The sequence below is a fragment of the Streptomyces sp. NPDC060184 genome, assembly GCF_042728795.1.
Lineage (GTDB): Bacteria > Actinomycetota > Actinomycetes > Streptomycetales > Streptomycetaceae > Streptomyces.
The window spans coordinates 71,308-88,705 of record NZ_JBHWYX010000014.1; the positions used below are offsets into that span (position 1 = coordinate 71,308).

Sequence of the window (17,398 nt, forward strand, 5' to 3'; positions counted from 1 at the left end):
TCGGTCAAGAGTGTCCGGACAGGGTGGATCTCGGTTGCGGCATGCACCGCTTTCACCTGTTCAGGTGACATCCGTCCCAGGTGCCCGTGCGAGCCCCTGTACGTATGCGTAGCGCACCGCCTGTGCCCGGTCCCGCACATCCGTCTTGGCGAACAGGTTGTTGATGTGTGTTTTCACCGTGGCCTGCGACACATGCAGTCGACGTGAGATCTCGGCGTTGGAAAGCCCCTCGGCGATGAGCACCAGCACCTCCGCCTCACGCGGCGTCAGCCCGTCGGGAAGCCCGGGACCCTGGCCCTGCCTCTGACGTTGCCCCGGACCATGGCCAGGACCCAGGCTCCGGCTGCGGCTGCGGCTCCGACTCCACCCCAGGCTCGGGTTCGGGCCCAGACCCGGGTTCGGGCTCGGGCTCCGGTCCCGGGAGGATGCGTGCGGGGGCACATCGGGCTCACCGGCCACGCGCTCCAGTAGCCGCCGCTGCACGGCGGGTGAGAGACCCGCGTCACCGGAGAGCACGGCCGAGATGGCCTGCACGATCTCCTCACCGCCCGCGTCCTTGGTGAGGAAGCCCCGCGCACCCGCCCTCAGCGCCGCGAAGAGCGATTCGTCGTCGTCGAAGGTGGTCAGCACCACGACGTGGGTCCCCGGGTACTCCGTGCGAACCCGCCGGGTCGCCTCGACACCGTCGCAGCGCGGCATCCGCAGGTCCATCAGGACCACGTCGGGTGCGTGCTCCGCGACGAGCGCCACCGCCTCCTCCCCGTCCCTGGCAGCCCCGACCACATCGACGCCCAGCAGCCCGAGCAGCATCACAATGCCTTCCCGGACCGCCGACTGGTCGTCGGCGACCACCACCCGCGCGCTCACGCGGGCACTCGCAGACTCACCACGAATCCCTCCTCACTCGGCCCTGCCTCCAAGGTCCCGCCGAGGATTTCGGCGCGCTCCCGCATTCCGGTCAGACCGTAGCCCGGCCCACCGGTCATCAGCTCCGCGTCCGGCGCCCCTCCCCCCGAGTCCCGCACCTCCAGACTCACCGTGTCCGGCAGATACTCCAGCCGTATCCGAACATGCGCTCCGGGGGCGTGCTTGCGCGCATTGGTGACGGCCTCCTGCGCGACCCGCCGCACCGCCTGCGAGGCTCCGGCCGACAGGGGCCGCCGGGGCCCCTCGACGCCCAGTTCGACCGTTCCGGTGGAAACCAGGTCCCGCAGGAAGTCCTCGACGGGCGTCATCTCGCCCCGGAGGGCGGAGAGCGCCTGCCGGGTCTCGGTCAGCCCCACCCGGGCCATCGAGCGGGCCGAGACGACCCTTTCCAGGACTTGGTCACGGAACGCACCGGAGGGTTCACGCTCGATCAGCAGCCTCGCCGCCTCCAGATGCACCATCTGGGCCGACAGACTGTGCGCGAGCACGTCGTGGATCTCCCGGGCGATCCGGGAACGTTCGTCCAGCGCGGCCCTCTCCGCCTCCGCAGCCCGGGCGGCGCGCTCATGGACGAGCAGCCTCCGAGCGCTCCCGCTCGCTTCCGCGTCCAACCGGATCACGTAGCCGCCCAAGCAGAGACCCGCCCCCGTCAACAGGGTGGTCATCCACCCGCCACGGGCCAGGACCGCGAAGCACGCCAGGGTGAGGGACGCCGCGGCCACCGCCGCCCGGAGCGGCAGCCTCGCCATGGCGAGGACGGTACTGGCGCACCACAGAGCGGTCGCCAGCGCCGTCGTGCCCGCCCCGTAGGCGACCAGTGCCAGTCCCGCCAGGAGAAGCAGCAGGGCCAGAGCCGGCCACAGACGGTGCTCCCGGGTGAACCGGTGGTAGCCCCGCGCCACCGGGACGTAGCAAGCCATCACCGCGAGCGCGACCGGGAGCGTAGCCGGACCGGACCGGCTGTCGCTCAGCGCTGCCCAGAGCAGTCCTGCGGCGACCAGGGCCCAGATGAGCAGGGACAGAACGGTCCGGGCAGGGAGTCTCGGCGTGCGCGTGAGCGCCTCGCGAGAGGGCCAGGATGTCCAGCTCACCCCGGTCACGGAAGGTCCTTTCCTGCCGAGGGCGTCCGTATCCCGTCGACGAGACGGATCACGGTGGGTGATCGGTCCCCGGGACCTCCTCCGGGCCCCGCCTCGGCCGACAGCCCCCCGAGGCGCCAGGCCAGGGTCCCTCCTCGCGTCAGGAGGGTCACGGCCAGTGCAAGCAGGAGACCGTCACCGCTCTGCTCCACCCCTGCGACCGCCCCGACGGCCCAGAGAGCGGCGCGGAGCATCAGACCACCCGCCCAGACGAAGGCGGAGACACGAGTGCCCTTGGACCACGGGGTGCCGTCCGGCTCCCGCCAGAGTCGGGTCGTCCATCCCCAGCCGGCGCCGAGGACGAGCCCGAGGGCCAGCTCGGCCGCCAGTACCTCCGCCGAAAGGGTCTCGTGACGCGCGTCGAGCAGCGGCCCGCCGCGCAAGGCGAGCACCGCCAGGATGGCGGGAAGGAGCCACCACCGGGCCGACAGAGGACGTGCCGAGAACTGACGCAGCAGCGTCCAGCCGACGACGGCGACGATCGCAACAACACTCACAACGCCGGACATGGCGCCCTCCGGAGAACGGGAAGATCAGACGCCTTCGACGCTACGGAGCGGGGGCTGCCGACGGATCGACCCCCGGGTTGATCACGGGTGGAGAACGCCTCTCCACCCGTGGGTGGAGGTGGGTGGAGAGGCGTCGGCCCCGCACCAGACGCGGAGCGGTACGAGCGGCTCAGGCGTCGATGCGTGAGCGGTCCAGAGTGGCCGCCGAGCTCGTGATGAACTCCTTGCGGGGCGCGACCTCGTTGCCCATCAGCAGGTCGAAGACCTTCTCCGCCGACTCCAGGTCGCCGATGTTGATCCGTCGCAGGGTCCGGAACCGGGGGTCCATCGTGGTCTCGGCGAGCTGGTCGGCGTCCATCTCGCCCAGGCCCTTGTACCGCTGGATGGAGTCCTTGAAGCGGATGTTCTTGCGCCGCAGGTCCACCAGCGTCTGGCGCAGTTCACCGTCCGAGTACGTGTAGATGTACTTGTCCTGGCCCTTCTTCGGCTGGACCAGCTCGATGCGGTGCAGCGGGGGCACGGCCGCGAAGACCCGGCCCGCTTCCACCATCGGCCGCATGTACCGCTGGAAGAGCGTGAGCAGCAGGATGCGGATGTGCGCGCCGTCGACATCGGCGTCCACCAGCAGGACGATCTTGCCGTAACGGGCCGCGTCGATGTCGAAGGTCCGCCCGGACCCGGCTCCTATGACCTGGATGATCGCCCCGCACTCGGCGTTCTTCAGCATGTCCGAGACGGACGCCTTCTGCACGTTGAGGATCTTGCCCCGGATGGGCAGCAGGGCCTGGAACTCGCTGTTGCGCGCGAGCTTGGCCGTCCCGAGTGCGGAGTCCCCCTCGACGATGAAGAGCTCGCTGCGCTCCACGTCGTCGCTGCGGCAGTCGGCCAGCTTCGCGGGGAGGGACGAGGACTCCAGGGCCGTCTTGCGGCGCTGGGCGTCCTTGTGCTGCCGTGCGGCGATGCGCGTGCGGGCGGCGGCCACTGCCTTGTCGAGCACGGCCCTGGCCTGCGCCTTGGCGTCGCGCTTGGTCGACGTCAGGAAGGCCTTGAGCTCCTTGGCCACCACGTTGGCGACGATCCGGTTGGCGGCCGAGGTGCCGAGCACCTCCTTGGTCTGCCCCTCGAACTGTGGCTCGGCGAGCCGCACCGTGACGACCGCCGTGAGGCCCTCCAGGGCGTCGTCCTTGACGACGTCGTCCTCGGCGACCCTGAGCAGCTTGGCCGAACGCAGCGCCTCGTTGACCGTGCGGGTCAGCGAGCGCTCGAATCCGGTGACGTGGGTGCCGCCCTTGGGCGTGGCGATGATGTTCACGAAGGACTTGACCACGGTGTCGTACCCGGTGCCCCAGCGCAGGGCGATGTCGACGCCCAGCTCGCGGGTGACCTCGGTCGGGGTCATGTGCCCGCGCTCGTCCAGGACGGGAACGGTCTCCTTGAAGGTGCCCTGACCGGTCAGTCGCTGCACGTCGCAGACGGCCTTGTCCTGGGCGAGGTACTCGCAGAACTCGCTGATGCCGCCGTCGAAGCGGAACGTCTCTTCGGTCTTGCCCTCGCCGTCCAGGCCCCGCTCGTCGCGCACGACGATGGTGAGACCGGGCACGAGGAAGGCGGTCTGGCGAGCGCGCTGGTACAGCGTCTCGAGGTTGAGCTTGGCGTCCTTGAGGAAGATCTGCCGGTCCGCCCAGTACCGGACCCTGGTGCCGGTGCGCGCCTTGGGTACCCGCTTGGTCCGGCGGAGCCCGTTGGCCGGGTCGAAGGGGCTGTCCGGCCCCTGCTCCACGAAGATGCCCGGCACCCCGCGCCGGAAGCTGATGGAGTGGGTGGAGCTGTTCCGGTCGACCTCCACGTCGAGCCGCGCGGAGAGCGCGTTGACGACGGAGGCGCCGACGCCGTGGAGGCCGCCGGAGGCCGCGTAGGAGCCGCCACCGAACTTGCCGCCCGCGTGGAGCTTGGTCATGACGACCTCGACCCCGGAGAGGCCCGTCTTGGGTTCGACGTCGACCGGAATGCCGCGGCCGTTGTCACGGACCTCGACCGAGGAGTCGTCGTGGAGGATCACCTCGATGTGGTCGCAGTACCCCCCGAGGGCTTCGTCGACCGAGTTGTCGATGATCTCCCAGAGGCAGTGCATGAGGCCGCGGCTGTCCGTCGACCCGATGTACATGCCGGGTCGCTTACGGACGGCCTCCAGCCCCTCGAGGACGAGAAGGTGCCGCGCGGTGTAGTTGGAGCTGTCCTTGTCGACGACGCCGCCGGCTCCGGTCAGCAGCGCAGTGGACGGCACGGACGTATCGGCGGTCACGCGGTTCGCTCCTCGCTGAATTTCAAAGGGGGCCCGTTTGGGTATCGGGCGCGGCCGTGGTGGCCGCTGAAAGCCTACCGAGGCCTGGTAGAGCGGTTGTCACGCCACCCTCGGGGAATCATCATGCTAGTCGAGCCCCCCAGCGGATCGCATGGATGTTCGATCATTCCTCGGAGTGACGTGCACATCACGTTCCATTTGAGGCATGAACCATTTAGGCTCCGGGCACGTCCTCATGAACAACCGGCAAGCCAGCCGGAGGACCGACCCGACACCAGCAACGCGAAACCGTAGCGCTCCGCATTACGGCACATTCGCCGCCAACCGTCGGCAGCCCAGCCACCTGAAAAGAAGTTTTCGAAGAAATGCCACGAGCGGGAACGTTTTCGGCCTGGTTGGATGTTGACCCTGGTACGACAGCTCGTCGAGCTAGAGAAGAGGCGACGTGACTACTGTTCTGACCCCCGCGAGCCCGCTGACCGCAGCAGACCGCTGTGACCGTTGCGGCGCCCAGGCCTACCTGCGCGTCGTCCTCATCAGCGGCGGTGAACTGCTCTTCTGCGCCCACCACGGGCGCAAGTTCGAGCCGGAACTCAAGAAGATCGCCGCGGAAATACAGGATGAGACGGATCGGCTCACCGCCGTACAGGCCGGTGCCGCCGACGAGGCACAACACTGACACCTCGCATCCACGACGAGCCATGGGCCGGTCCCCGACCGTCCGACGGGCGGCTTCCCCGGTGTGGGGGAGGCCGCCCGTTCTCATGTCCGCGCAGCGCCGTCCGCTGCGGAGAGGCTCAGATCTCGCCTTCCGCCCAGGTGATTGCGGCGGAGACCCTCGTGTAGACCCCCGGGCTGTCGGCGCGCGCACAGCCGTTGCCCCAGGAGACCAGCCCGATGAGGCGCCCGTCGACCACCAGCGGCCCTCCGCTGTCCCCCTGGCACGCGTCGTAGCCCCCCTCCGGGTCGCCGGCGCAGACCATCGAGGAGGCTTCGTACGTCCCGCGTGAGCCGCCGGGGTAGGCGACGGCGCACGCCTGGTCCGACAGAACCTGTACAGAGGCCGCCCGCAGCGTGGACGCGTACGTTCCGTACCCGGTCGTGTCCCCCCAGCCGTAGACGAGCGCCTGTCCGCCCGCAGAATAGGCCGCGTCACCGTCCCGGGCGACCGGGATCGCACTTTCTTCCGGCAGCGCCTCCGCCAGTGTCAGGACGGCGGCGTCGCCCACATTCGTGGCGGGGTCGTACGCGGGATTGATCCACGCGTCCTTCACCGGGATCTCACGCCCTCCGGTGCCGCGCAGATCGTCCCGGCCGGCGACGATCCGCAAGTCCGGTACGTCGGCCACCTCGCCCCCGAGCACGTCGGAGCCGAGACAGTGGGCCGCTGTCAGCACCTTGGTGGGAGCGACCAGCACCGCCCCGCAGAACTGCCCGGCGCGCGACTCCCCGAACAGGGCGCGGCTGGACAGCGCCACCACCCACGGGCTGTCCGCCACGCTGACGGGCTCACCTCCGATGATGATGCTGCCGGTCGCGGCCGACGCCTGGGACCCGGCCGCCAGAGCGGCGGCGGATGCCAGCGCGACCGCTCCGGTCAAGGCACGGGAAAACCTGTGGGACATGAACGCTCCTGACTCCGAGGTGGATATCACCTACTCAGAGTCATCCAGTCCGAAGCGGCCCGCACCCTCAGACCGAAGGGGCCGGGGGCCCGGAACACATCGGTTCCGGGCCCCCGGCCCCTTCGGATTGCCCGGTCGGCTCAGTCGAGGTAGTCGCGCAGAACCTGCGAACGCGACGGGTGACGGAGCTTCGACATGGTCTTCGACTCGATCTGCCGGATGCGCTCGCGCGTCACCCCGTACACCTTGCCGATCTCGTCCAGCGTCTTCGGCTGGCCGTCGGTGAGACCGAAGCGCATGGACACCACGCCCGCCTCACGCTCGGAAAGGGTGTCGAGCACCGAGTGCAGCTGCTCCTGGAGGAGGGTGAAGCTCACCGCGTCGGCCGGAACGACCGCCTCGGAGTCCTCGATCAGGTCACCGAACTCGCTGTCCCCGTCCTCACCCAGCGGGGTGTGGAGGGAGATCGGCTCGCGCCCGTACTTCTGGACCTCGATGACCTTCTCGGGGGTCATGTCGAGTTCCTTGGCCAGCTCCTCCGGAGTGGGCTCACGGCCCAGGTCCTGGAGCATCTGCCGCTGGACGCGCGCCAGCTTGTTGATGACCTCGACCATGTGCACCGGGATACGGATGGTGCGGGCCTGGTCGGCCATGGCACGGGTGATCGCCTGACGGATCCACCAGGTGGCGTACGTGGAGAACTTGTAGCCCTTGGTGTAGTCGAACTTCTCGACCGCGCGGATCAGACCGAGGTTGCCCTCCTGGATCAGGTCCAGGAAGAGCATGCCGCGGCCGGTGTAGCGCTTGGCGAGCGAGACCACGAGACGGAGGTTGGCCTCCAGCAGGTGGTTCTTGGCCCGACGGCCGTCCTCGGCGATGATCTCCAGCTCGCGCTTGAGCTTCGGCGCGAGCTTGTCGGCGTTCGCCAGCTTGTCCTCGGCGAACAGACCCGCCTCGATCCGCTTGGCGAGCTCCACCTCCTGCTCGGCGTTGAGGAGGGGGACCTTGCCGATCTGCTTCAGGTAGTCCTTGACCGGGTCGGCGGTGGCACCGGCGACGGCGACCTGCTGCGCGGGAGCGTCGTCCTCGTCGTCATCGGAGAGGACGAAGCCCTTGTTCTCGCCCTCGCCCTCCTCGTCCTCGCCCTTGCCGACCTTGACGTCCTCGACCGCCTCGTCGCCGTCGAGGAGGTCGTCGTCCTGCTTGCCGGACTTCTTGGCGGCGGTCTTCTTGGCCACCGTCTTCTTCACGGCGGTCTTCTTCACGGCGGCCTTCTTGGCCACCGCCTTCTTCGCGGGAACCGCGCCGGATTCACCGGACGCGTCAGCGCTGTCGACGGCCGGGGCCGCGGACGCCGCGACGGTCCTCGTCACGGTCGTCTTCGCCGCGACGGTCTTGGTGGCGGTGCGCTTGACCGGGCTCTTCGCTGCGACGCTCTTGCGGGCGCGCTTCGGCGACTCCGCGGCACTGACCATCAGCGTCACACCCTCTTCCTCGAGGATCTGATTGAGGCTGCGCAGAACATTCTTCCACTGGGTTGGCGGAATCTGGTCAGCCTCGAAGGCCCGACGCACGTCGTCGCCGGCGATCTGCCCATCAGCCTTTCCCCGCTCGATGAGCGCCGTGACGGACTCGGATTCGGCAATCTCCGGCGGGAGCGTACGGGATGTGCTGGCCGACACGAACAACCTCTCGGAACGATGGAAACGGCTTCCGGCCCGGCCCTGGAGGGCTGGAACCGACGTCCGCCGACTGGATGGTCGCCGACGGCGCGGGCTTGGCCGGGGAACTGCACAGCGCACCGAATGGCTGCTGTATTCCTTCCGCGGCGGTCACCTCTTAGGTCATCGCACTGCTTCGAGGAGTGTTACGCCCAATCCGCGTGGCCCGAGTCACACCTCATTTGCGATGAACAGTGCCAAGGGTGACATCTCCCCACAATTGTGCCGCCGGACCGCGCGGTCCGGCGGCACAGGGTGCGTATACCCCGGCCGTACCGCCCTCAGTGCTCGCGCGGAGCCGGAACCACTCGCTCCACCTCGGGGTGGACGACGAGGAGCTGCCGCATGGCCGACTCGGCGCCCGCCGGGTCGCCCGAGGCGAGGGCGTCGGCGATCCGGGCGTGCTGGCCGACCGATGCCTCGCTGGGCCGGTCGCATCCGGTGACCGGACTGCCGGAGACGTGGAGAGCGGCGGAAACGATGCCGGAGAGGTGGTCCAGCATGCGGTTGCCGGCGGCCTGGATCAGCAGGGCGTGGAACTCGGCGTCGGCACGGGAGAAGGTGACCCCGTCCCCCTGCCCCAGCGCGTGCCCCATGATCTCGACCATGTCGCCGAGCCGCTGCTGCACGTCCTCCTGGCCGTGCCCGGCGGCGAGCCGTGCCGCGAGCGGCTCGATCGTCCACCGCAGCTCCGCCAGCTCGCGACGCTGGTCGTCGCGCTGGGGGCCGAAGGCGCGCCATTCGATGATGTCGGGGTCGAGCAGATTCCAGTCACTGACCGGACGCACCCGGGTCCCCACGTTGGGGCGGGCACTGACCAGACCCTTGGCTTCGAGGACACGCAGGGACTCGCGCACGACGGTGCGGGAGACTTCGAACCGCTGCCCGATCTCCTCGGGAACGAGAGGGCGGTCCGCGCCGAGGTCACCTGAAACGATCATCTGACCGAGCTGTTGGACAAGTTGGCCGTGGAGGCCTCGGCCACGGCTGGCCGACCCCCGCCTGCCGGTGCGCCCCAGCTCGGATTCGGAGCCGCCCCAGGAACGCAGCGCCGCTCGGTCGCCGGCCGGCTCCGTGTAGGGGTAACGGTCGATATCGCCCGGGCCGGCGAGGCCGGAATCGGCGGAGCGGGCGGTGGTCATCATGGTGTGCGCAAGGGTACTCACGCATCATTTGTCGGCGTGGCTCGCACGCCCCTTGAGGTCTTTGCTGAAAAGCACACGAAAGGGTGATCGTCGCCCGCGTCGCAATTGACGCTTTATCGTCTCAATTCGGTCAGTCAGAGCCGAGTTGGGGTTCGGCAGTCGACCGTCGACTCTCCCACGGTCACCAACGCGCCCTGTTCCGGAGGGCGGTACCGACGTAGGCGCAGACCAGAGCCGCCAGCGAGACCAGGAGCGCGAGACCGACGGGCTGAACCAGAATCCGGCCGGCCGCCAGCAGCCACCGGTCCGGCCCCGGCGGGATGTCGAGCCAGGCCAGTTGGCGAAGGCGTGCGGGAAGGCCGGTGAGAGCGTGCGCCGCGGGCCCTGCGAACACCTTCTGCAACAGCGGCATCACGAGCACGGGAACAGCGAGCACCGCCGCCACTCCGGCCCCGGCCACCCGGAAGATTCCCGCCGCGAGGAGCGCCGCCCAAGCGCAGCCGACCGAGAGTCCGATCCAACTCGCGGCCAGGGCGGTCGCGTTCCCCGGCGCCGCGGCCACCTTCTCCCCGTAGAAGAGGCGGAGCAACTGGACGTCGCAGACCACGACGAGGAGCGCGAGAGCCGCTGCCACCACGCCGGTGACGAGGAGTTTCGCCACGAGCAGACCGAGCCGCCTCGGCACCGTCCCCCTGCTTGCCGCGAGAGCCGGGTAGCGGAATTCGTCACCGTAGGAGAGTGCTCCCAGCAGCCCGGCCCCGAGCGCCGCCGGAGGAAGCGGCAGCAGCGCGGGCCAGCCGGCGAGCAGATGCGGTTGCGAGACTCCCCCGATACGCGCCAGCAGGACGGAGGCGGCAGCCGACGCGACCAGAACCACCGCCATGATCAACGTCGTTGTCCTCACCCCCAGCATGCGCCTCACCTCGTACCTCATCGGGCGCAGCGGGCCCCGCGGAGGACGCACCGTGATGGGCGGCGGCAGTTCGGAGAGCGCCGCCGCGGAGGCGGGAGCGGGCGCGGGGGGTGCGGGAGGGCCCGCGTCACCGAGCTCGTCGGCGAGCAGGTGCACGGGGATGTCGTACCGGAACGCGGCGTCCCCGATCTCCGCGCAGTTGCTCCCGTAGACCGAGAGGCGAGCGCCTTCCTCGGCCACGATCTCCACGGACCTGCGGGCTTCCCGGGCTTCCCGCCCGATCACCGCGGCGAGACGGGCGGCGTGCGGGGAATGCACGGCGACGCGAGGGCGGAGCCGGGTACGGGCGAAGTCGGCGACCTCCTGGTCCGCCACGAGCCTGCCGCCACCGATGGTGACGACGCGGTCCGCCGAACGGACGGCCTCCTTGGGGTCGCTCGTGGTCCACAGCACCGTGCCCCCCTGGGCCGCGTGTGCCCGCATCAGTCCGTACAGCCAGCCGCGCTCGCGGGAGGACAGGCCATCGGTGGGATCGTCGAGCAGCAGCGTGTGCGGGTCGCCCAACAGGGCCGAGGCGAGCCCCAGTCTGCGGTCCATCCCGACGGAGAGCCCGCCGATGCGCTGGTCACCGAGACCGGAGAGACCGACGACGTCGAGCATCTCGTCGGCGCGGGACAGAGGCGCGCCCGCGGCGGCGCAGAGCATGCGCAGCTGCCCGCGCGCCGTCCGCGCCGGATGCCCCGGTACGTCTCCGAGGAGCACGCCCACCTCCCTGGGCGGGTGCCCGATCCGGTGGAGGGGGCGGCCTCTGAAGTAGGTGACTCCGCGTCCGGGGTCGAGTTCGAGCATCAGCCGCAGGGCCGTCGTCTTTCCGGCACCGGGAACGCCGAGGAGCGCGGTGACACGGCCCGAGCGGGCCTCGAAGGTGAGATCGTCCACCGCGGGCGGCAGGTCGCGGCGGCGGGCACTGGTCAGTCCGATGGCCTGGAGCATCGCTTCTCTCGCGGAAGGTGTGAGCGCTCGGCGGCAGGGAGCGTGCGTACCTCAGCAACATAACGCGACATTTGCGACTTTTGGTGCAGCCGGAATCCTACGAGTGTTCCGCGCTCGCGGTCTTGGGGAGCCAAGGAGTCACCGCGTTCGAGCCGGCCCGTTGACCGCCCGGGCCGACAGACCAGCGAGGTCGTACTGTCGGTTTTTCGGACCACACCCTCGGGCTTCCGGTTTCCGGTCTCGGACTTCGGGCCTCAGACTTCGGGCCTCAGACTTCGGGCCTCAGACTTCGGGCCTCAGACTTCGGGCCTCAGCATGGGCGGGTTGAGCACGGTGGCCGAACCCGCACGGAACAACTGGGCGGGTCGACCGCCCTGTCGGGTTGTCGTACCGCCGGAGGGCACCAGGAATCCTGGCGTCCCGGTGACCTTGCGGTGGAAGTTCCTGGGGTCCAGAACCACACCCCACACGGCCTCGTAGACGCGTCGCAGTTCTCCGACCGTGAACTCGGGAGGGCAGAACGCCGTGGCGAGCGAGGAGTACTCGATCTTGGAGCGGGCCCGCTCCACTCCGTCCGCGAGGATGCGGGCGTGGTCGAACGCAAGCGGCGCGGAGGACTCCTCCCCCACCGTGTCACCGCCGGCCGCGAGCAGATCGTCCACCGACGCCCAGCGCGCCCCGTTGGCGTCCCCTCCCGCGCGGGGAGCGGGGAGGTCCGGCGAGAGCGCCAAGTGGGCCACACTGACGACCCTCATGCGCGGGTCACGGGACGGGGCGCCGTACGTGGCGAGTTGTTCGAGGTGGGCGCCGTTTCCGGCGACCGGAGCGGCCGGGTCGTGTGCGCAGAGTCCGGTCTCCTCGACCAGTTCGCGGGCGGCTGCGGCGCTCAGGTCCTCGTCCGCGCGGACGAAGCCGCCGGGCAGCGCCCAACGGCCCTGGAAGGGTGCTTCCCCGCGGCGTACGACCAGCGCGCAGAGCGCGTGGCGCCGCACGGTCAGCACGACCAGGTCGACGGTGACAGCGAAGGGCGGGAACGTCGACGGGTCGTAGGACGGCATGCGGTGATCATAGTCGTCTCCCTGACGATAAACACTCCATTCGGCACGTCCGAAGGCGCGGCCACCGGGACGGGTGCGGGCGTTGCGCTCCGGTTGCTCCGGCCTCGGCGGGTGGCGGTGCGGTGCGGTCTCCCCCGCGGGACCACACCGCTCCCACCGAGACGGGGTCATGAGGAGACCGGGCCGCATCGGAGCAACCGGGCCGCATCGGGGCAGGGGCGAGCGAGCTCAGCCGCCGGTGCCGTCCCTGTCCTCCTGGTGCCCTCGCGGCAGCCGTTCCCGGCGCCTGGCCCGTGCCGTCCCCGGATTGGCCGGGGAGACGGGGCGGGTGCGGGCGGAGACCCTCCTGCTCCGCGCGGCGGCCGACGACCTTGCCGACGCGCCCGTCCCCGCCCGGTCCACCCTGTGTGGCTCCGTCGGATCCGGCTGCTGGACGCCTGGTCCGGCGGCGGACCGCCTGGCCTCTTCTTCCTCCTCCCGAAGGCAGCGGCGCAGCTTCTCCGGGTCCACGCCTTCGTCGCACGCCTGATGGAGGAGCCGGGCGAAGGTGTAGTCGGGGTCCGCCCGCAGGGCGAGTTCGAGAGCCACGCGTGCGCCGGGTTCGTCCCCGGTCGACCACGAGACCCAGGCGGCCAGCGCCAGCGGGGCGGCTGCGTGCTCCATGTACGGGCCCACACAACGCCGGGCGAGGGCGCGCCAGAGGCGGAGTGCCGCATGGGCCTCCGGGCCCTCCATCCATCGCGCGGCGCGGTCCCGGGTCTCCCTGTCCTGAAGCCCCAGGATCACGGCGGCGGCCTCGTCGTGGCTGATCAGGCCGTCGTCGTGGAAGTCGGCGACACCCTCGGCCGAGGGCACGGGCGTGTCGCCGACCCGCTCCAGCAGCCCCCGCGCCAGATCCAGGGTCTCCCTGGCCACCTGGCTGCGTCCGTGGGTGTCGAGGATGCGGGTCACCATCGCCGCGCCCACCTCGTCCAGTGCGCGGAGCTGCTCCGGCTCGTGCGCGCCGGACCAAGGCACCAGCCGTTGCTCCAGCTCCCGGAGCGACCCTCTGACCTGGATCCCGGCATAGGTCGCGGCGGCGGCCATCACGGTGGTGCCCGGAAGGGCGAGCAAGGTGCCGCCCTTCGGACAGCACCGGCCGTCCGGGCAACAGTACGACCAGTACCTGCCGTTGGAGATGCAGAGCGCCTCCAGCACGGGAACGTCGAGTGACCCGCAAGCGGTGCGCAGGAGTTGAGCGAAGGGCCGCAGCCTCTCCATGACCTCGTCGGCGGACTCCCCCGTGGACGGGTCCTGGCAGAGGAAGAGAACAATCGCGTCCGGCCGGCCACCGCGCTGCTCGCTTCCCGAGATCAGGCAGTCCGCCAACTGGTCCGCCGCCGGGCCCCATTCCTGTGCCGACTGCGGGATTCCCTGGCGCAGTCGCCCCCCGAAACGGCCACGGCCACCGTGCAGTCCCACCAGGACGACGCTGTCGGTCGGATGGAACCCCAAGAGGTAGGGAAGGGCATCGGCGAGATCCGCAGGGCCACGCAGAGTGACCTGCTGAGCGTCGGAGGAGCTGGTGGATTCGTAGTGCTTGTTCATGGCATGACCGTCTCGCACCACTCAGATTTCCGCGACCCCTGTGGATAACTTCGACATTTCCCCCCAGGTACTCATCCACAGGCACAGAGCGTCACTGGCGGATTGTCAGTACCCGGGGTTCTCATGGGGCCATGACCACTCACCAGCACGTTGAACCGCTCAGTACACAACGCCGCGCTTCGTTCCTCGCACGCGCCCACCGCGTGGGCGGCCGTCGGTACGGCCGCCCTTCCCCTCTCCAGTCCCTCGATCGCCCTCCCGGCCGGTCTCCGTCCCGCCACAGCGGATTTCAACCGGACGGTGCGGCAAGGGACATGAACCACCCGGGGAGGGTCGCCGGAGACTCAGCCAGCGGCGGCCAGCACCAGCGGAAGGACCTGCTCGGCGCCTGCCCTGCGCAGCAGCCGCGCGGCGACCGCGAGGGTCCAGCCGGAGTCGGTGGAGTCGTCCACGAGCAGGACGGGACCGGGCGACTCGGCCAGAGCTGCCGCCAGTTCGCCGGAGACGGCGAAAGCACCGGACAGCGCTCGGACGCGCTGAGCGGAGTTGCTGCGGCGCGCGGTGTGCGCGCCTTCCGGACCCGTGTACGTCAGCGTGCCCAGGAAGGGCATGCGGCCGACGGCAGCGATCCCCTGGGCGAGGGAGCCGACCAACTGCGGGCGCGAAAGGGAAGGGACCGCGACGACCCCCACCGGCCGGGAGGAGGCGTCGGGGGTGTTCGTCGCCCAACCCCCGGAGGAGCGGGCCCAATCGGCGAGGACGTCCACGGCCGCCCGCAGGACGTCGTCGGGGACGGGCACGTCCGGTGCGTTCTCGGCGAGCAGTGGGCGCAGCCGGTTGCCCCAGCCGATGTCCGAGAGCCGGCCCAGGGCCCGCCCGCCGGAGCACTGCTCCTTGACCGGGATACGCCCCTTCAGCTCGATGCCCAGGACGGGCAGCCCGGTCGGCCACATCCGGCGCGGCTCGACCTCCACTCCCGGCCGGTCCAGTTCCTTCGCCGCGCCTGTCAGCGTCTCGGCCGATACGGAGGAATCGGCCCAGGCTCCCGCGCAGTTGTCGCAACGGCCGCACGGGGCCGCGCCCTCGTCGTCCAACTGTCGGCGCAGAAACTCCATCCGGCAGCCGGACGTGCTCACGTAGTCGCGCATGGCCTGCTGCTCGGCCGCCCGCTGCCGCGCCACCCAGGCGTAGCGCTCGGCGTCGTACACCCACGGGGCGCCGGTGGCCGTCCAGCCGCCCTTCACCCGCTTCACCGCGCCGTCGACGTCCAGGACCTTCAGCATCGTCTCCAGCCTGCTGCGCCGGAGCTCGACGGACGCCTCCAGCGCCGGCACCGACAGCGGTCGCCCCGCGCCCTCCAGCGCCGCGAGGGTCTGCCGCACCTGGGGCTCGGGCGGAAAAGCCGTGTCGGCGAAGTAGCGCCAGATGGCCTCGTCCTCCTTGCCCGGCAGCAGCAGCACGTCGGCGTGGGCCACGCCTCGGCCGGCTCGTCCCACCTGCTGGTAGTAGGCGATGGGAGAGGACGGCGAGCCGAGGTGGACGACGAACCCCAGGTCGGGCTTGTCGAAGCCCATACCGAGGGCCGAAGTGGCGACCAGCGCCTTGACCCGGTTCTCCTGGAGGTCGGTCTCGGCCTGAAGACGGTCGGCGTTCTCGGTGCGGCCCGTGTAGGAGGCGACCGCGAAGCCCCGCTGCCGCAGGAAGGCGGTGGCCTCCTCGGCGGCGGCGACGGTGAGGGCGTAGATGATCCCGGAACCGGGCAGCTCGTCCAGGTGCTCGGCCAGCCAGCCCAGGCGGTGCGCGGCATCCGGCAGTCGTACGACTCCGAGGCGCAGGCTCTCCCGTTCCAGCGGCCCGCGCAGGACGAGCGCCTCACCGGCGCCCGTGCCGAGCTGGTCGGCGACGTCCGCGGTGACGCGCGCGTTGGCGGTCGCGGTGGTGGCCAGGACCGGCACCCCGGGTGCGAGCTCGGCGAGCATCGCCCGCAGTCGGCGGTAGTCCGGCCGGAAGTCGTGGCCCCAGTCGGAGATGCAGTGCGCCTCGTCGACCACCAGCAGACCGGTCGTGGCGGCGAGCCGGGGCAACACCTGATCGCGGAAGTCCACCGAGTTGAGACGCTCCGGGCTGACGAGCAGGACGTCCGTCTCGCCGCGCTCGACCTCGCCGTAGATGGTCTCCCACTCTTCCGGGTTGGCCGAGTTGATGGTGCGCGCCTGGATACCGGCCCGCGCCGCCGAGTCGACCTGATTGCGCATCAGGGCGAGCAGCGGCGAGACGATCACCGTGGGGCCGGCGCCGCGTCGGCGCAACAGGGCGGTCGCGACGAAATACACCGCCGACTTGCCCCACCCGGTGCGCTGCACCACCAGAGCCCGGCGGCGGTCCTCCACCAGGGCTGCCACCGCCTGCCACTGGTCCTCCCGCAACCGTGCGGAGCCGCCCGGGTCACCGACCAGTTCGGCGAGAATGGCGTCTGCTTCGGTGCGGAGATCCAGGGTGTTCATGCCCCCCATGCAACCCGATGTCCGGGCAGCACGGCCACCTCACGCAGGGTGACGGACACCAGTACGGAAGGCTCCCGCGCCGGACACCGCTGCGGGGTGTTCTTTCTGCGCCTCGCTGTTCGAAGGAGACGGGAGGCGTCGCGGGAGCCCTCGGCGGGCAGGGATATCCAGGTCTTTACGGCAGATATCCGTCAGGTGTTCCAATTGCTCGTTGCCGCCCGCCGATACGCCAGGAAGAATTGGAGTTGCCTCCCGCACGGTCATTTCACGGCCCGTATGGGCGTGCCCTCTGTCATCCTGCCCGCACCGTGGGCGCGTAACGAAGGGAGAACCGTGACCTTCGGATTCGCACCGTCCGCAGACACCTCACCGTGGGCGGCGTCCTCGATGCCGGCCGGCTCCACCAGTCGTCTCGCCCGGATGCTGGAACCCACCGAGTGGGCATCGGCGGGGATACCACTGTTGCGCAACCCCCGTGAGGTGGTCAGCGGGCTCCACGCGCGCCACCGTCCCACCCCTGCCACCGCCGTCGTGGCCGTGCTCGACCACGAGGAACGGCTGAACGCCAGCGCCTCGTTCGTCCGGCGCGGCTCCGCTGCCGCGGACGGGTGGGAGTTCCGCAACGCGCTCCTCTCCCACCTGCGCCGCGTCATCCCGCACGACCTGCGTCGTCGTACCCCGGCCCGTACGGCCGTCCTGCTCTACTGCCGCGAGGGCGACGAGCGCTGGACGGAGGAGGACGGCGCCTGGATGTGGGGGCTGCGGGACGCCTGCACCCTGCACGGGCTGCGCTGCGGGGCGTACATCACGCTGACCCGGGGCGGGTGGCAGGTGCTGGGCGAGGGCAGAGGAGGCAGGCAGCCGAGTTCCCTGTCCGCGCCCGCGTCGCTCGCGGAGGCCTTCGCTCCCGCCCCTGCCCCACTCCGCACGGGCGGACGCGCGACCGAGGCGATGCTGCGCACGGCTGCCCGCTGA

13 protein-coding genes are annotated in these 17,398 nt (G+C 70.4%); 2 read left to right on the forward strand and 11 right to left on the reverse strand.

The genetic code is table 11. The features are described 5' to 3' along the window. Positions 1 to 60: 60 nt before the first annotated feature. The 4 genes from ACFWEE_RS12205 to ACFWEE_RS12220 form a co-directional block, all read right to left on the reverse strand. On the reverse strand, positions 61 to 867 hold the full coding sequence (locus ACFWEE_RS12205) for a response regulator (RefSeq protein ID WP_386888512.1): 807 nt from the start codon (positions 865 to 867) through the stop codon (positions 61 to 63). Continuing rightward, positions 864 to 2,027, reverse strand: a complete 1,164-nt coding sequence (locus tag ACFWEE_RS12210; protein WP_386888513.1) for a sensor histidine kinase — start codon at positions 2,025 to 2,027, stop codon at positions 864 to 866. The genes ACFWEE_RS12205 and ACFWEE_RS12210 overlap by 4 nt, the downstream gene beginning before the upstream one ends. Continuing rightward, positions 2,024 to 2,575: a DUF1453 domain-containing protein gene (locus tag ACFWEE_RS12215; RefSeq protein WP_386888514.1), complete on the reverse strand. Its 552-nt coding sequence runs from the start codon at positions 2,573 to 2,575 to the stop codon at positions 2,024 to 2,026. The genes ACFWEE_RS12210 and ACFWEE_RS12215 overlap by 4 nt, the downstream gene beginning before the upstream one ends. Before the next feature lie 169 nt (positions 2,576 to 2,744). Then, positions 2,745 to 4,877: a type IIA DNA topoisomerase subunit B gene (locus ACFWEE_RS12220; RefSeq protein WP_386888515.1), complete on the reverse strand. Its 2,133-nt coding sequence runs from the start codon at positions 4,875 to 4,877 to the stop codon at positions 2,745 to 2,747. 445 nt (positions 4,878 to 5,322) lie between these two features. On the opposite strand from ACFWEE_RS12220, the gene ACFWEE_RS12225 reads away from it, so the two are divergent. Continuing rightward, complete coding sequence (locus tag ACFWEE_RS12225; protein ID WP_266709915.1) at positions 5,323 to 5,556, forward strand: hypothetical protein; 234 nt, start codon at positions 5,323 to 5,325, stop codon at positions 5,554 to 5,556. Positions 5,557 to 5,674: 118 nt separating this feature from the next. Here the strand turns inward: ACFWEE_RS12225 and ACFWEE_RS12230 are convergent, their stop codons facing one another. The 7 genes from ACFWEE_RS12230 to ACFWEE_RS12260 all read right to left on the reverse strand — a co-directional run bounded on the left by ACFWEE_RS12230 (position 5,675) and on the right by ACFWEE_RS12260 (position 16,423). Further along, positions 5,675 to 6,502, reverse strand: a complete 828-nt coding sequence (locus tag ACFWEE_RS12230) for a S1 family peptidase (protein WP_386888516.1) — start codon at positions 6,500 to 6,502, stop codon at positions 5,675 to 5,677. A 140-nt stretch (positions 6,503 to 6,642) separates the two neighbouring features. Next, complete coding sequence (locus ACFWEE_RS12235) at positions 6,643 to 8,184, reverse strand: RNA polymerase sigma factor (protein WP_327178371.1); 1,542 nt, start codon at positions 8,182 to 8,184, stop codon at positions 6,643 to 6,645. A gap of 320 nt (positions 8,185 to 8,504) precedes the next feature. Then, positions 8,505 to 9,389, reverse strand: coding sequence for a FadR/GntR family transcriptional regulator (locus ACFWEE_RS12240; protein ID WP_386888517.1), 885 nt, complete (start codon positions 9,387 to 9,389; stop codon positions 8,505 to 8,507). Between the two features lie 160 nt (positions 9,390 to 9,549). Next, positions 9,550 to 11,274: an ATP-binding cassette domain-containing protein gene (locus ACFWEE_RS12245; RefSeq protein WP_386888518.1), complete on the reverse strand. Its 1,725-nt coding sequence runs from the start codon at positions 11,272 to 11,274 to the stop codon at positions 9,550 to 9,552. Positions 11,275 to 11,570: 296 nt separating this feature from the next. Further along, positions 11,571 to 12,332: an NUDIX domain-containing protein gene (locus ACFWEE_RS12250; RefSeq protein WP_386888519.1), complete on the reverse strand. Its 762-nt coding sequence runs from the start codon at positions 12,330 to 12,332 to the stop codon at positions 11,571 to 11,573. A gap of 228 nt (positions 12,333 to 12,560) precedes the next feature. Beyond that, on the reverse strand, positions 12,561 to 13,919 hold the full coding sequence (locus tag ACFWEE_RS12255) for a DUF4192 domain-containing protein (protein ID WP_386888520.1): 1,359 nt from the start codon (positions 13,917 to 13,919) through the stop codon (positions 12,561 to 12,563). A gap of 344 nt (positions 13,920 to 14,263) precedes the next feature. Next, the gene (locus tag ACFWEE_RS12260; RefSeq protein WP_386888521.1) at positions 14,264 to 16,423 is read right to left on the reverse strand and encodes a RecQ family ATP-dependent DNA helicase; all 2,160 of its coding nucleotides are present in this window, start codon (positions 16,421 to 16,423) and stop codon (positions 14,264 to 14,266) included. A gap of 333 nt (positions 16,424 to 16,756) precedes the next feature. Between ACFWEE_RS12260 and ACFWEE_RS12265 the strand changes: the two genes are divergently transcribed. Then, positions 16,757 to 17,398 carry a hypothetical protein gene (locus ACFWEE_RS12265; protein WP_386888522.1) on the forward strand — a complete coding sequence of 214 codons (642 nt, stop codon included), beginning with the start codon at positions 16,757 to 16,759 and terminating at the stop codon, positions 17,396 to 17,398.

Excerpts from the sequence above, each read along its gene's own strand:
- ACFWEE_RS12260 (WP_386888521.1), bottom strand. The coding sequence starts at position 16,423 with ATGAACACCCTGGATCTCCGCACCGAAGCAGACGCCATTCTCGCCGAA.
- ACFWEE_RS12230 (WP_386888516.1), bottom strand. The coding sequence starts at position 6,502 with ATGTCCCACAGGTTTTCCCGTGCCTTGACCGGAGCGGTCGCGCTGGCA.
- ACFWEE_RS12255 (WP_386888520.1), bottom strand. The coding sequence starts at position 13,919 with ATGAACAAGCACTACGAATCCACCAGCTCCTCCGACGCTCAGCAGGTC.
- ACFWEE_RS12250 (WP_386888519.1), bottom strand. The coding sequence starts at position 12,332 with ATGCCGTCCTACGACCCGTCGACGTTCCCGCCCTTCGCTGTCACCGTC.
- ACFWEE_RS12215 (WP_386888514.1), bottom strand. The coding sequence starts at position 2,575 with ATGTCCGGCGTTGTGAGTGTTGTTGCGATCGTCGCCGTCGTCGGCTGG.
- ACFWEE_RS12245 (WP_386888518.1), bottom strand. The coding sequence starts at position 11,274 with ATGCTCCAGGCCATCGGACTGACCAGTGCCCGCCGCCGCGACCTGCCG.